Annotated in this window: 14 protein-coding genes; 4 read left to right on the forward strand and 10 right to left on the reverse strand. The window is 39.3% G+C overall.

What is annotated here, in order from left to right:
• Window positions 1-213 precede the first annotated feature (213 nt).
• Together B7E07_RS16375 and B7E07_RS16380 are read left to right on the forward strand one after the other, a co-directional pair.
• Window positions 214-762, forward strand: coding sequence for a DUF3267 domain-containing protein (locus B7E07_RS16375; protein ID WP_080847491.1), 549 nt, complete (start codon window positions 214-216; stop codon window positions 760-762).
• Window positions 763-987: 225 nt separating this feature from the next.
• Entirely contained in the window at window positions 988-1,167 is a 180-nt protein-coding gene (locus tag B7E07_RS16380; RefSeq protein WP_066447810.1) for a hypothetical protein, read from the forward strand.
• 212 nt (window positions 1,168-1,379) lie between these two features.
• On the opposite strand, the gene B7E07_RS16385 is transcribed toward B7E07_RS16380, so the two are convergent.
• Entirely contained in the window at window positions 1,380-1,475 is a 96-nt protein-coding gene (locus B7E07_RS16385; RefSeq protein WP_066447818.1) for a YjcZ family sporulation protein, read from the reverse strand.
• Window positions 1,476-1,533: 58 nt separating this feature from the next.
• Window positions 1,534-1,617 (reverse strand): YjcZ family sporulation protein, encoded by an 84-nt coding sequence (locus B7E07_RS16390; protein ID WP_139785739.1) that lies wholly within the window; start codon window positions 1,615-1,617, stop codon window positions 1,534-1,536.
• Window positions 1,618-2,048: 431 nt separating this feature from the next.
• Here B7E07_RS16390 and B7E07_RS16395 point away from each other — a divergent pair, with 431 nt between their 5' ends.
• Window positions 2,049-2,975 (forward strand): peptidylprolyl isomerase, encoded by a 927-nt coding sequence (locus B7E07_RS16395; protein WP_080847494.1) that lies wholly within the window; start codon window positions 2,049-2,051, stop codon window positions 2,973-2,975.
• 65 nt (window positions 2,976-3,040) lie between these two features.
• Here the strand turns inward: B7E07_RS16395 and B7E07_RS16400 are convergent, their stop codons facing one another.
• The 6 genes from B7E07_RS16400 to B7E07_RS16425 form a co-directional block, all read right to left on the reverse strand.
• The gene (locus B7E07_RS16400; protein WP_080847495.1) at window positions 3,041-3,226 is read right to left on the reverse strand and encodes a sporulation YhaL family protein; all 186 of its coding nucleotides are present in this window, start codon (window positions 3,224-3,226) and stop codon (window positions 3,041-3,043) included.
• A gap of 161 nt (window positions 3,227-3,387) precedes the next feature.
• Entirely contained in the window at window positions 3,388-4,332 is a 945-nt protein-coding gene (gene yhaM, locus B7E07_RS16405) for a 3'-5' exoribonuclease YhaM (protein ID WP_080847497.1), read from the reverse strand.
• 99 nt (window positions 4,333-4,431) lie between these two features.
• Window positions 4,432-7,401, reverse strand: coding sequence for an AAA family ATPase (locus B7E07_RS16410; protein WP_080847499.1), 2,970 nt, complete (start codon window positions 7,399-7,401; stop codon window positions 4,432-4,434).
• A gap of 28 nt (window positions 7,402-7,429) precedes the next feature.
• Window positions 7,430-8,653, reverse strand: a complete 1,224-nt coding sequence (locus B7E07_RS16415; protein WP_080847501.1) for a metallophosphoesterase family protein — start codon at window positions 8,651-8,653, stop codon at window positions 7,430-7,432.
• Between the two features lie 143 nt (window positions 8,654-8,796).
• Complete coding sequence (locus B7E07_RS16420) at window positions 8,797-10,050, reverse strand: ABC transporter permease (RefSeq protein ID WP_080847504.1); 1,254 nt, start codon at window positions 10,048-10,050, stop codon at window positions 8,797-8,799.
• A complete protein-coding gene (locus B7E07_RS16425) occupies window positions 10,043-10,942 on the reverse strand; it encodes an ABC transporter ATP-binding protein (protein WP_080847507.1) in 900 nt (299 codons plus the stop codon). Before B7E07_RS16425 ends, B7E07_RS16420 begins: the two co-directional genes overlap by 8 nt.
• 139 nt (window positions 10,943-11,081) lie before the next feature.
• On the opposite strand from B7E07_RS16425, the gene B7E07_RS16430 reads away from it, so the two are divergent.
• On the forward strand, window positions 11,082-11,267 hold the full coding sequence (locus B7E07_RS16430; RefSeq protein WP_080847512.1) for a YhzD family protein: 186 nt from the start codon (window positions 11,082-11,084) through the stop codon (window positions 11,265-11,267).
• A 177-nt stretch (window positions 11,268-11,444) separates the two neighbouring features.
• Here the strand turns inward: B7E07_RS16430 and B7E07_RS16435 are convergent, their stop codons facing one another.
• The gene (locus B7E07_RS16435; RefSeq protein WP_080847516.1) at window positions 11,445-12,218 is read right to left on the reverse strand and encodes an enoyl-CoA hydratase; all 774 of its coding nucleotides are present in this window, start codon (window positions 12,216-12,218) and stop codon (window positions 11,445-11,447) included.
• Window positions 12,219-12,451: 233 nt separating this feature from the next.
• Window positions 12,452-14,071: a long-chain fatty acid--CoA ligase gene (locus B7E07_RS16440; RefSeq protein ID WP_176215306.1), complete on the reverse strand. Its 1,620-nt coding sequence runs from the start codon at window positions 14,069-14,071 to the stop codon at window positions 12,452-12,454.
• Between the last annotated feature and the right edge of the window lie 249 nt (window positions 14,072-14,320).

Consider the following 14,320-nt stretch of genomic DNA (forward strand, 5'->3'; position numbering starts at 1 on the left):
TTGCACTCATTTTTCCTTCTGAATGAGATGCTTCGTCTAATCCGATCCTATGCTGCTTATTTATACTTCCTTTTCTGCTATTATAGAAGAAAAAATTGTCCATCGGTTTGTAAAATTAACCATAAAAATACCTATTGATTTTTCATGCTATTCATCGTAAAGTATCTTAGTAAGTTTGGTCTTACTTAATACTTCTCCCTTTGGAGGTCCGACATGATGAACTGCTGGAAGACGATTAATTTCACAAAACAATATAGACCCGAGCGGCTTTTTATATTGTCTTCCTTAACTATGCTACTTACATTTATTACAGTGTATGTACCTGCAACCTATATTTTTGTTCCGAATTCGTTTTATGATAATTATTTTATTTTATTTGTGGCAGGGATGTGGATTCTTTATCCGCTTCATAAGATTCTCCACTTTATTCCCTTAATGCATTGCGGAAAAAAAATCAAGAAAACGGCTGAAATGAGATTTGGCATTATTCCGATTCTGCACTTTATGGTCACTGAACCTATATCGCGGTTTGTATTTGTTATTGCACTTTGCACACCTTTTATTGTGATTAACTGTTTGCTGATTGCCGGATGCTTTCTTCTACCTCATTATGTTCACTATTTTGTTATCTTAATAGCTTACCATACGGGGATTTGTTTTTTTGACATGATTATTATGAAAGATATAATGAGAGCACCTGCACACTCCTTTATAGAGGAAAATGAGGATGGCTTTGAAATTTTACTTCAAAGAGAAGGATAAAAAACGCAAATAAACCATTACTGTAAGATAATAAGAAGTATTTACACAGAACTGTATGATACCCTTTTATCTTAAAAGACATCCTCATAAAGGATGTCTTTTTTTCATAAGCTTATTGTAAATGGGAAAGATTATCATGTTACAGTCTTAAATACTATCTTTTTTATTTAAATTTTGTTATTGTAATTAAGTAAGAAAACTTCGCCGATGGGGAGGGAATCTTCGTTGATCTCCATTTTTATTGTGTTTGCTATATTTATTTTATTCTATATTAACAAAATGACATATTCCCTTTGTCTGCAAAAGGAAATACCTGAAGAACGCCAGCCAAAGGTTTATAGGACAATTAATGTTCTGATCACGATTCTTCTTATTTCTTCTTTTGTAGAAATTTCATTTACGTAATGCCAAATAACCAAGCTGTATAGAACAGCTTGGTTATTTTTGTTTCATTTTTTATAAATGGTATAAGAATATGAATTGCATATGCAAAGGACGCTGTTTAGCGTCCTTTGCATTTCCCCGGCTAAATCCGGGAGATACTCATACTGATATAATACCATCAGCATTCCTTATATAAGAAAGTATCCTTCATTTACAAGGTACGGTCTTCTAAATTACAGCCAAGAAGCTCCGATGATAATTAACAGAATGAAAAGAACTACGATTAACGCGAAACCTCCACCATAACCATATCCGTTTGAACCAGACATTCAAATTCCTCCTTTCTCGTTGGGACAAAGGGTTCAGAGAACCCAATGTCTTTTTAAATTAAAGCCATGCTGCACCAACGATGATCAATAAGATGAACAACACAACGATTAAAGCGAATCCGCTGCCGTATGCACCGCCCATGATAACACCTCCCTCATAGGTTGCTACCATATACTATTCAAAGCCTTCTGTTTTCGAGTAGGCATTTTCACCAGGAATCTGAAATTTCTTTCCTGGCTGTTTTTCAAAACCGCTTATCGCAGTTTCTATGTATCATATGTAGCAAATCAAAATTCGGGATAGGCAAATACCCAAATTTTTTAAATTGACTATGTAGTTTTATTTTTTTTATTAAATACATTATGGTATAGTAATGGATGTGTATAAAAGATAGGCTTATTTCTAAATGTTGGTTGTTTCTTTAATGAATCGAATGCAATGCAACGATGATGGGCTGCCATCAGCATCTGGAAAACCTTTCATTCATTAACTAGCGTGAAGCACTAAATCACTTTAAAACAACTGCGTTTATGAAAGCTGCCAATTGAAATTAACGATTAGGAGTGTTCAACATGAAGAAATGGGTTATTTCCTTCTCCCTTGCTGCTGGAGTTTTAGGATTAAGTGCATGTAGCAGTGGAGGTTCTGATGCTGTTGTTGAAACAGGAAATGGCGATATAACGAAGGACGAGCTTTATGAAGCAATGAAGGAAAAATATGGTGAGCAGACACTTCGAGAACTTGTTTATGAAAAAGTTCTTTCCGAAAATTATGAAGTTTCAGATGAAGAATTGAATGAGCAAATTGATGAACTAAAGCAGCAGCTTGGCGCAAACTTTGAGCTTGCATTACAGCAATATGGTTATCAAGATGAAGATCAACTTAGAGAAACACTGCGTGCTACTTTATTGCAGGAAAAAGCAGCTGTGAAAGATGTTGAAGTGACTGAAGAAGAAGTTCAGGAGTACTATGACAATTATCAGCCTCGAATTAAAGCACGCCATATTCTAGTAGAAGATGAGGCAACTGCAACCGAAGTAAAACAAAAGCTTGATGATGGCGGAAACTTCGAAGAATTAGCAACTGAATATTCTCAAGATCCTGGCTCTGCTGCTAATGGCGGTGACCTAGGCTGGTTTGGACAAGGTCAAATGGTTGCAGAATTCGAAGAAGCGGCATATGCGCTTGATGTAGATCAAATTAGTGAGCCTGTTCAATCTCAACATGGTTTCCATATAATCCAAGTAACTGAAAAAGAAGAGAAAAAATCTTTTGACGAGATGAAAGATGATATGGAATATGATCTTAAAGTAACTAAACTTCAACAGGATCCAACAATTGTACAAGCTGCACTTGATAGAGAATTAAAAGATGCGAATGTAGATATTAAAGATGAAGATTTGAAGGGCATCATTAGTGACAGCTCTGCAGCAGATGAGAATGCTGACGAAGAGGGCGCTGACGAAAGCACTGAAGAATCAGAAACTGAAGCAAAGTAAAATAAAATTAAACGGGCTCCTGAAAAGGAACCCGTTTTTTTATTCAAGCATGTTTTTATACGTACTCAGCCAAAGGAGCGTTCTCCCGCCTTTTTCTCTTCCTTCTTTTCTTCCAGCCGCTGCATATACACTTCACCTTCGCGCTCAATGATTTCATTTTCCTCTCGTCTTTCATCTCTGCCTGTTTTTATGGCCATAATCGCACAAAAAACGATTCCTGCCGCAATAAAATAGACCCACATTGGAATCATGTTATACCCCCATCCCGATTGGTTTGTCCTGCTATCTATTAAACTTTATGCAAATTTCATAGATTTTATGCTATTTTTTTATAGAATTAGAGTCTATGCTGAACTGCTGATGTTCAAATAAAAAAAACCAAGATTTTTTAAAATCTTGGTTTTTCTATGTTTTATTTATGAAAGGTTGGTTTATAAAAGGAACGATTATCAAGTGCAAAAACTCGTTCTGTAAATTCACCTGGTTTGGTGCGGTCAAGTGCACGGTCTAGCATATTCATTTTTGCATCTAAATTATCAATATAATGGAGGATTTCTGCTTCTTTAATCATCGGCGGTTTCGGACTCCCCCACTCTGCCTTTCCATGGTGAGAAAGAACGAGATGCTGAAGAACCATAATCTCTTCTCCGCTTATAGAAAGCTCCTCCGCTGCCTTGCCGATTTCATTTACCATAATGGTAATATGTCCAAGCAAGTTCCCTTCGATTGTATACACAGTTGAAATGGGCCCAGAGAGCTCTGTTACCTTACCTAAATCATGAAGAATAACACCTGCATATAGAAGGTCTTTATCCAGACTAGGATAGAGTCCTGCAATAGATTTTGCCAGATCAAGCATAGATACAACATGATAGGCTAAGCCGGAAACAAATTCATGATGGTTTTTGGTTGCAGCTGGAAATTCCAAAAACGCTTTCTGGTGTTTTTTCAGCAAATGCCTTGTAATCCTTTGTACATTCGGATTTTTCATTTCGAATATATATTGAGTGATTTTACTCATCATTTCATCAGTACTTACTGGCGCAGTTTCCAGGAAATCTGCTAGTTTTACCGGATCTGTTGGAGACGCTGGTCTAATTTGGCGGATACGAAGCTGATTACGTCCACGATAGTTTAATATATCTCCAGCGACTTTTACAATGGTTTCAGGACTATAGCTTTTTTCATCATCATCTGAAACATCCCAGAGCTTCGCTTCAATCTCCCCGCTCTGATCCTGAAATATTAAGGTTAAAAACGGCTTCCCGTTGCTGGCAATCCCTTTTGTTGCGTTTTTGATCAGCAGAAATACTTCTATTTGTTCTCCAACTTCGTAATATACAATTCCTTTGCTCATACGTGCACCGACGCTCCCTTCTATGAAAATAGTATAACATAGAAAGCAATCGTTTCGAAATTCATGTAAGAACTGCCAGCCTGCAGCACACATGATCAATTACTTTTGTGTGAGTGCAGGGGCTGTCAGCTCAATTATTTCCTTATTATAAAAATGAGAAAGCAAGTGCTGGTGACAGGTGAAGAAAAGGATTTGCCTGTTTGTCAATGAGCGAAGAAGCTTGATCATTCGTTCTGTCCTGTTATGGTCGAAATTGACAAAGCTATCATCTATGATCAGCGGATAGGTCTCTTTATCATATGCTGTTTCCGCGAGTGCAAGTCTAAGGGCGACATATACTTGTTCCTTTGAAGCTTGACTAAGTTCATAGACCTCAAAAGCAGTTTTTCTATTGTTTTCAATCAGAAAACCACTTTCCTCCTGCTTTGGCCATATTCGTACATATTGACCGCCTGTCAGTGTGCTCAAATGTTCCTCAGCTTTTGCTATGATTTTTGGCAGCCGTTCATCTTTAAAGGCAGTAATTGTTTTTTTCAAAATATGCTGTGCGGCTGCATACTTAGCCCATTCCGCTGCATCCTTTTCCAGTTCGGACTTAATCTGCTTATACCGATGGAGCAATTCTGCGTGTGTACCGCCTTCTTCAATCAATTTTGCTTCATACTTCATCTCAGCCAACTTTTTTTGCTGAGCGGGAATGGACAGTTCAAGTGAATCAATACGTTCTGTTAATTCTTCAATCGAATGCTCGTCCTCCATTCCTTCCAAAGACTCCATCTGTACTGAAGTTAACGGTGTGATTTGAAGCTGCATATGTAAGGCATCTATTCTGGCTATTATTTGCTCTTTTGTGTCAGCTTGTTTAGCAAGTTCACGAAAATGTTCTTCACCTGCAGCCTTTGCTTGCTTCAGCAGGTCAGATAGCTCTGCTTGATATTGATTTATTTCCAGTACACACTTTCGCTCTTCCTCTTCAAGCTTTTGCTTTTCACGTGCAGCTTCCTCTTCCTTCCCTTTTTTCGCGATTTCATTTTTAAGCAGTTTTCTTAATTCATAAACCTGTTCTTCATAACTCATCAATGGATGAAGCTGAAATGTCCTTGCCAGCATATCTGTTTTTCCCTGCAGTGCTTGTAAGCTTTCGTTTGTTTGCCGATGCTCTTCAACAATATGTCTTTTTTCCTTTACAATGGATTTTAATTGTTCAAGCAGCCGATAGACTTCACCAATCTGTTCAAGTGTCTCTTCATTTTGAGAAGGCAAATGAAGCTGAACGCAGAGCTCCTGTATATTCCTTGTAGCCTGCTGAAAAGCCGCTTCCCAGCGCTCAAAACTGGCAATGATTTTTTCATTCGTGTGCAGCTCCTGCTGCAAATAAATATCCAGCTCTTTCAGTTTCTGCTTGCGTTCATCGTTTTGTGCTTTTAAAACCGATATAGCTTTTATATCATGTACTCGCAGCTCTTGTAGGCGATTTTCTATATCTTTCTGCTGCTGCTCAAATCCAGTGTACTCTGCATCCGTTTTTGCTTTAGATTTCATAACAAAATGATATAGAACATACAGTAACCCTGCAGCACTTGCAACCCCTATTAGCCATTCTCGACTAACTACTGCCCAAATCGATAAAATAAGGAACAAGCTGGCAAAAATAATGGCGGGAAGCCCTTCATTTTTTGGTTTGGCTTGCTGCCTCTTTGCTGTGCGCCCCGTATTTGCAGTTTTTTGTTTTTCCATCATTTCCTGAAGCTGCTGCTCAAGTTTGGTTCTTTCCTCTACTTCATCATGTTTCTTCTGTAATTCCGCCTCTTCTTTAGATGATAGCAGCAGATTCTTTAGGTCGTTCACTTGCTTCTCAAGTGCATCCAGTTCCCTTGCACTTTCATTAAACTGCTCATCTAAATCCGCTTTTTTGGCAATGAGTCTTTTATATTCATCCTCTGCTTCCGTTACTTTCTTCTTTTTATGAATGCTCGTATCAATAGTGGCAACTTCCTGATCTGATAAAGATAGATTTAATTTTTCACTCAGATCTCGAATGTCACTTTCTTTATTTGAGAGCTTAATAGAAAGAGCTCTTTCTTCTTCTCTAAGCTTTTGCATAAGCGGGAGCTGCTCAGAAATATGCACTATTTCCTTTTCAGCTGCCAGTATCTCTTTATTCGCCTGGCCATCACAAATCTCATCAGATAGTTGTTGGATTTGCTGCTTGACCACAGTATGCTTTGCTAGAAGGGGACGCTGTCCTTCATGAAGCCGTTCGTATCGAGCCAACCCATCGATTGGGAAGACAAGCTCTTTATACGCAGACAATTCTTTTTCAAGAAGTTTATGTTCCTTAAAGACTGTCTCTATCTGTTTCCAGGAAGTAAGAATATGTATATTCCCTTTGCTCTCTGCCAGCTCCTTCTGCATGCTCTTAATTTGTGCCTCAAGCTTTTCTATTTCTTTTAAAAGCTCCCAATATTCTTCGTTTTTTTGCTGTGCGGATTGTAGCTTCTTATACAGCTCTTTCACTTCTGAAAGCTTTTGATTTAGTGCCGGCTTTTTTCCATTCGGTTTAAAACGCGACTCCAGCTCCTTTTGCAGCGTTTGCTCTGCCAGCAGAAGCTGATCTGTTCCGAGGGCTCCAGCAGAAAAGAGAAGCCTGCCTAAATCTTCACCATTCATTTGATGAATATTCTGCAAGCCATGAACATTAAACGAAAAAATCGACTGAAACATTTTTTTATCCATGTCATGCAATAATTCTCTTAGGAGTGCTTCAGAACCAACCGTTCCATCCTCCATTCTGACCGATACATCTCCGGCTGATTTTCCCTTCACCCGCTCAATAACGGCTTTACCTTTGCCAGGAAAAAAAGCCGTCAGTTTTCCTCCATATTTGTTTCCTTCTTTAGGTTCATATCTTGACTCATTCTGCTGTTTTGCCGGGAAACCAAAAAGGATTGCATGAATAAAAGCCATAATGGTCGATTTGCCTGCTTCATTTTCACCATAAAACACTTGAAAATCGCCAATTGATGAATAGGTTTTATCCACTAGTTTGCCGTAACCATAAATTTGCATATCTATAATTTTCAGGAAAAGCACCTCCTTATTCTTGATATAATAACTGCATTAACAGATTTTCCGCTTCTTTGGAAATAGAGTTCAGATCTTCTTCATTCTTTTTTTGTAAAAATCTTCTCGCTTCCGGATGCTTATATAGAAGCTCTAAGGTTGTACCGATTCCTTCCAAATCGTCAGCTGCATGAAACATTTCTGCAAAAAAAGCTGATTCGGACATCAGTTTCTCTTTGTTCCATTTCTTTCTTTCATTTACATGGATATCAGCAACCCAAGTAAAGCTGTCCTTCACGTCCGCTTCATGTTCCTGAAGCAACTCGAGCAGCTCCCCATCACGAATAGCAGCTGCATCTTTTGAAGGAAGATCTGTATTTTGCAGAGATAGGGTTAAAATTTTTGCTTGGCCGTTCAATTTTTCTTCATCTAAAAGATCCAGGCACTTTGAATAGATTTCCTGAAAAGAAGAAGCTTCCTCACAGTTTAATTCTTTTTCGGACCATACAACTGGGGCTGTCTTTATAAACGCCATCTCTGCACCTTTTTCTGAAAGCTGAACGAGATAACAGCCCTTATCTCCTGTTTCCTTCACATGCCGGCCTTGGGTATTGCCTGAATAAACAATTGGAGGTTCATTTTGGATCACATTTCTTTTATGTATATGTCCGAGTGCCCAATAATCAAAGTTCTTATCTGCCAGCTCAGAGATGGTAAAAGGAGCGTAGGCTCCATGCTCACTTTCTCCTTCAAGCTGTCCATGCAGAATCCCAATGTCAAAATCGGCTCCATCTCTTTTTTTATAATGCTGAATCATTCGCTCATATACATGCCTGCTATGATAGCTAAACCCATATAAGTGAATTCTGGTTTGAGATTCTGTTAAAAATTCCATTGTTTCAACTTGATGCGAGAAGAGATGAACATTGTCTGGCAAAGGCAAATGTACCCAGCTGCCCTCCATGTGGTCATGATTGCCATGCACAGCGAATACAGAAATACCCTCCTCTGCTAGGCGTTCCATTTCTTTTATAAAAATGATCTGCGCACGAATACTGCGGTCTTCAGCGTCAAATAAATCCCCAGCCAGCAGGACAAAATCGACATGATGATATATTGCTGCATCCACAATTTTAGAAAGCGACTCAAATGTGCTTTCTCTCAGCTTTGAAAAAATAGGCTGAGGCAAATGCCGCAGTCCAGCCATTGCGCTGTCGAGATGCAAATCCGCAGCATGAATAAATGATACTTTTTTCATTCCGATCCCTCTTTATACAGGTTTTATGCATTTATTGTACATGAATTTAAAAGCGAATGCACGTTCTGTATTCATCTATTATTTTTATATGAGACAAATAAAAATACCATAGAAAAAGCCCCCAAACGGGAGCCTTAAACATTTTATTCTTTATTCGACAGCTGCAATGCTTTCTTTATGTCTTTAAATGAAGAGGACTTGCCGTATAGTAATACGCCGCCCTTGTATACCTTAGCTCCAAAAATCGCCAGCACAATGATTGAAATCAGCAGGATTGCAATTCCTAAAATAGGTTCCCATACCGGAAGAGTCAGCATGCCCACCCTCATAAACATAATCATTGGTGTGAAAAATGGAATATAGGAAGTAATCGTTACAAAAGATGCTTCAGGGTCCGTCAATCCAAACATGGCTATTAAAAAGGCAGCAACAATAACCATAGTCATTGGAGTAATCATCTGCTGCACATCTTCAATTTTGCTGACAAGTGATCCTAAAAATGCAGCAAGAGTGGCATACAGGAAGTATCCTAAAATAAAGAATACGACAGCATAAGTAATGGTGCTGGCAGGAACATCGCCAAATCCAAAGAATTCAAAAAATCCGCCCTGCATGGAGTCTAGATTTTGTTTAACAAAATAATAACCCACTGCAAGAATTACCAGCATTTGTGTCAAGCTTAATAACGCGACACCTAGTATTTTGGCGAACATTTGGCGGATCGGCGGCACACTTGAAATAAGAATCTCCATAACTCGGGATGATTTCTCTGTGGCAACCTCCATCGCAATCATATTTGCGTACATAATTACCGCAAAATAAATAACGAAGAGAAGAACATAAACGAGACCGCGTGCTTGATTCAATTCCTCTGCCGATTTAGCATTATCCTCAAGTGCAGCTGTATTAAAAGAAACTGGATCATAAAGCTGATTTAATTGCTCTTGTGTTAAGTTTACTTCAGATGCTGCTATCAGTGTTTTCAATTGCTGAAGAGCAGCCTGTAATTCTCCCGAAATTGTGGAATCTGCCACACTTCTTGCTTTATATAATCCCTCTGGCATATTATCACTATTTATCGATAAAAGCAGTAAGCCGCTATACTCGCCATTTGTTACTGCTTCCTCTGCCTCTTCTTCTGTTCCAGTGAACTGTTCAACGATCAGTTCACTTTCTGCAAGCTGCAGCTGCTCTGATAATGAAGCGTATAAGCCGGAATCCTGATCCATTACAAGCACTTGATCTGCCGCTTCATCTCCTTCAAAGAAGCTGATGATATTGTTCATGTTTGCCAATCCTGCTACAAGCAAAGCTGTAATGATCGTGGTAATAATAAATGATTTCGTTTTTAGCTTAGAAAAGTAGGTATGAGATAATATAATCCAAAAACTATTCATATGCCGCACCTGCTTTCTCAATAAAGATATCGTTTAAAGAAGGCTCTTCTAATTCAAATTTGCGGATAAATCCCTTCCCGACTATTTCCTTTAAGATAGCCTCAGCATCTTCTTCTTTTGAAATTTGCAGATGTGCACCCTCTGCGGTTAGCTTCGCCTTCAGAACAAGCGGATGCGACTTGAAAAATTCCATTGAAAAATCGCCATGAACAATTAAATTTTTTCGCCCGAATGACCGTTTGATCTCTTTAAGGGATCCGTGAACAATCGGCTTTCCTTTTTGCATTATACACAAATGTTCACATAGTTCTTCGACATGCTCCATTCGATGAGACGAAAAAACAATAGTTGTTCCTTTTTCTTTTAAATCTACAACTGCTTCTTTTAATAGTTCAACATTAACTGGATCCAGTCCGCTGAATGGCTCATCTAGGATTAATAGTTCCGGTTTATGTATAACAGCTGTGATAAATTGAATTTTTTGCTGGTTTCCTTTAGAGAGCTCCTCCACTTTCTTGTCAGCATATTCTGGCACCTTAAATCGATTCAGCCAATAATCAAGCTCAGACAGAACATCCTGCTTCTGCATTCCCCGCAGCCGAGCTAGATAGACAATCTGATCTTTCACCTTCATTTTTGGATATAAGCCACGTTCTTCCGGCAGATAACCGATAATATGACTTGTCTTATAGTCGATTCTGTTCCCTTTCCATGTAATGGTTCCATCGGTAGGATCGATTAATCCAAGGACCATGCGAAAGGTAGTTGTTTTACCTGCACCGTTTGCTCCAAGAAAGCCAAACATTTCTTTTGCTGGAATCTCCAGTGATAGATCATCAACAGCTGTAAACGAACCAAATCTTTTTGTGACTTGGACCAGCTTTAATGCCATACAATCTCCTCCTTTAAATCAGCTATACTTTATATACGATTTAGTAAAGCCAAAAGTTCCATTTAAAAATTGCGTTCATTACATTTGTATGATTGAATAGTGGTAACAATCTGAATTATTTACACAAAGGAGAATTCTCATGCAAACTTATAAACTGACAGCATTCGAACAAAACGGAGAAAAAATTCTGGATGAAGCCTTCGTGGCACAAAATGACCAAGAAGCAAAAACAAAAGGAGAAACCCTGCTCCAAGAAAAAAACATGCACGAAAAGACGCACCGCTGCACCTCCCCTGCCGGCAAACTGATTCTATTTCACCGCTGACCACAGGCGGGCTCTGCTGGTTTTTTCAATCTTATTTTTTAGCATTCACTTTCCAGGAGCAAAACAATCCCTCTTACAGAAGATATTTTATTAATAGAAATGTATTGAGCTGCTTAAAAATAATAACGGGCTATCCAAGATGCGATCAGCAATATTGGATAACCCGCTTAATAAATATTATTTCCCCTGAAAGACAGGCTTTCTCTTTTCTATAAATGCTTGGATCCCTTCTTTATGATCCTGTGTTTCTCTCATTTTGGCCTGTCCCAGCTTTTCAAGCTCTAACACCTTTAAGAGCAGTGGACGGTTTTTATCGGATAGGATTTTTTTCGTTTTAATCATAGCCTGTACAGGACTGTTTAACCATTTATTAACCTTTGCGGCAAGTGCATCATCCAGTTCTCCCGCAGCAATTTCATGAATAATCTCTTTCGAAAACGCCTCGTCAGCGCTCATCACCTTCCCTTCCCAGATCAGCTGTTTAGCCTTATCTTCACCAATTCTATTTTCAAGGAAGAAATGTGCTCCGCCATCGGGAATTAAACCGATGCCAATAAAATTCATTGCCAGCTTGCTGGCAGAATCAGCGATAATATAGTCGGTTGCAAGAGCTAAACTCAGCCCAAGACCAGCAGCTGCGCCCTTCACCGCACTGATCGTCAGCATAGGCATACTGTAAAGAGTAACAACCAATTCGTTAATACAGTCCATCACCTGATAGAAATCGCTTTCATTTTCAGCCGACATCATGGTCTTAATATCCCCGCCAGATGAAAAAGCTCTGCCTTTTCCAATCAGGACGACGATATCTATTCCATCCGAATTGCTCACATCCTTTAACACACTTAATAGCTCCCGCAGCATCTCCACATCAAGTGCATTTAAAGCATCAGGTCTGTTCAGCTCTACCGTAGCCACTCGGTCGTTCACACTTAGATTTACCTTCCCCATTGTAATTCCTCCTTTACCATCTCACTTCCATTATAAAGAGATCGTCACCATTTTAACATCATTTCATATGCTGTTTTCAAAAAATTTAGAGTAGTGAGATTCCTAGTGATTGCTTGTGCCACCTATCAAAGGGAGTATTAGCCGTTTTTCTACTTAAAATTTCTTTGGCTCAGTTAAAGCATCAAAAATAGCGCTCGGAAGAAAATACCCAAGCGCCATAATTTTTCCTAGATTTAATTCACCTTCGAACTCATCGTTCGAACTTGATCTCTCAATCTCATTTTCAAAAATTTCCCGACCGAGGTTTTCGGTATTTCGTCCATGAAAAGAATATCATCAGGCAGCCACCATTTTGCAAACTGAGGCCGTAAGAAGCTGTAGAGCTCTTCTTTCGTTACTCTCTCTTTATATCCTTCCTTTATAACTACACATGCGATCGGGCGTTCCTGCCATTCTTCATGCGGAACAGAAACGACGGCTGCTTCAAAAATGGCTTCATGTGCCATTAATGCATTTTCAAGATCTACCGAGGAGATCCACTCACCACCGCTTTTAATTAAGTCCTTTGTCCGGTCTACAATTTTCATAAAGCCTTCTTCATCCACCGTCACTACATCACCGGTATAAAGCCAGCCATCCCGAAACGCTTCATCCGATCGCTCATCACGATAATATTCTGAAGCAATCCACGGTCCTCGTATCGCTAATTCGCCCATTTCCTTGCCATTCCATGCAGCATCTCCATCTTTTCCGATCACCTTCATTTCCAAGCCTGGTACAAGGATGCCTTGCATGGCTTTAATGTTTAACTTTTCATCATCTGAAAGTTCTTCCTGATAGCTTTTTAACGAAGAAATCACAACAAGCGGACTCGTTTCTGTCATTCCATATGCATGCATAAACGGTATGCCATGCTTTTGTTCAAAGGCTTTAATCATCCCGCGGGGTGCTGCAGATCCGCCGCAGAGGACACTCCGCAGGGAACTCATATTATAGTTATGTTCATCCAATTCTTTTAACAGTCCAAGCCAAATGGTAGGGACGCCAGCTGTAATGGTCACTTTCTCAGACTCTATTAATTCTGCTATTAATTTTGGTGTAAAGTACGGACCAGGCAAAACTAAACTTGTTCCAAACCAAACCGCGGCAAATGGCAGCCCCCAGGCATTCACATGGAACATTGGTACAACAGGCAAAGCGATATCCTTTTCACTGACAGCTGCACTATCGGCCATTCCAAGCGCCATACTGTGTAAAACGATTCCGCGGTGAGAATAGACTACTCCTTTTGGATTGCCTGTTGTTGCTGAAGTGTAGCACATCCCTGCCGGTGCATTTTCATCTAAATCATCAGGATATTCATAGTTTCCGCTTGCTTCCTGGAGCAGCTTTTCATAGTTGTAAACAGATTCTATTGTTGTTTCTGGCATTTCATCTTCAGCACACATGACAATAAATGCCTTCACCGTTGGCAGTTGCTCCTTTACCTTCTCAATTAAAGGCAAAATATCGGGATCAATCAGCAGCGCCTGATCTTCTGCATGATTGATAATGTATATAATATGCTGTGGAGAAAGACGGATATTGATTGTATGCAGAACAGCCCCGCTGCATGGAATTGCAAAATATGCCTCCAAGTGACGATGATGATTCCATGCCATTGTCCCAACTTTATCTCCACGCTTAATGCCCAGCTTCTGGAGACTTTCAGCCAGCTTTTTAGTCCGTTCAGCAATTGTTTTGTACGTAAAGCGCTGCATTCCGCTGCCTGTTCTTGATACAACCTCTTTTTTCGGAAAAAACTTTTCAGCTCTTCTAATCATTTGCGTCATTGTCAAAGGTGTTTGCATCATCATAAACATTCCTCCTTTATATAGTAAACGCTTACATTTTACTCTAAGAAGTATATGATTGATTGTCTTTATATCATTCGTCTCACATGATGATTATCCTGCTTTAGTGCAAATTTTTTATTGAAAAAGAGAAAGTGGCTTGGACAAAACGAAATTCTATTTCTAAGACTTGAATATAAATGTAATTGGTTTGGTCATTTAAACAAGCGCGTTCCATTGCGCTGCGGACCCTCGCTTTCCGCGGGGAGG

Origin of the sequence: Cytobacillus gottheilii, from assembly GCF_900166665.1 — a bacterium.
GTDB lineage: Bacteria > Bacillota > Bacilli > Bacillales > Cytobacillaceae > Cytobacillus > Cytobacillus gottheilii_A.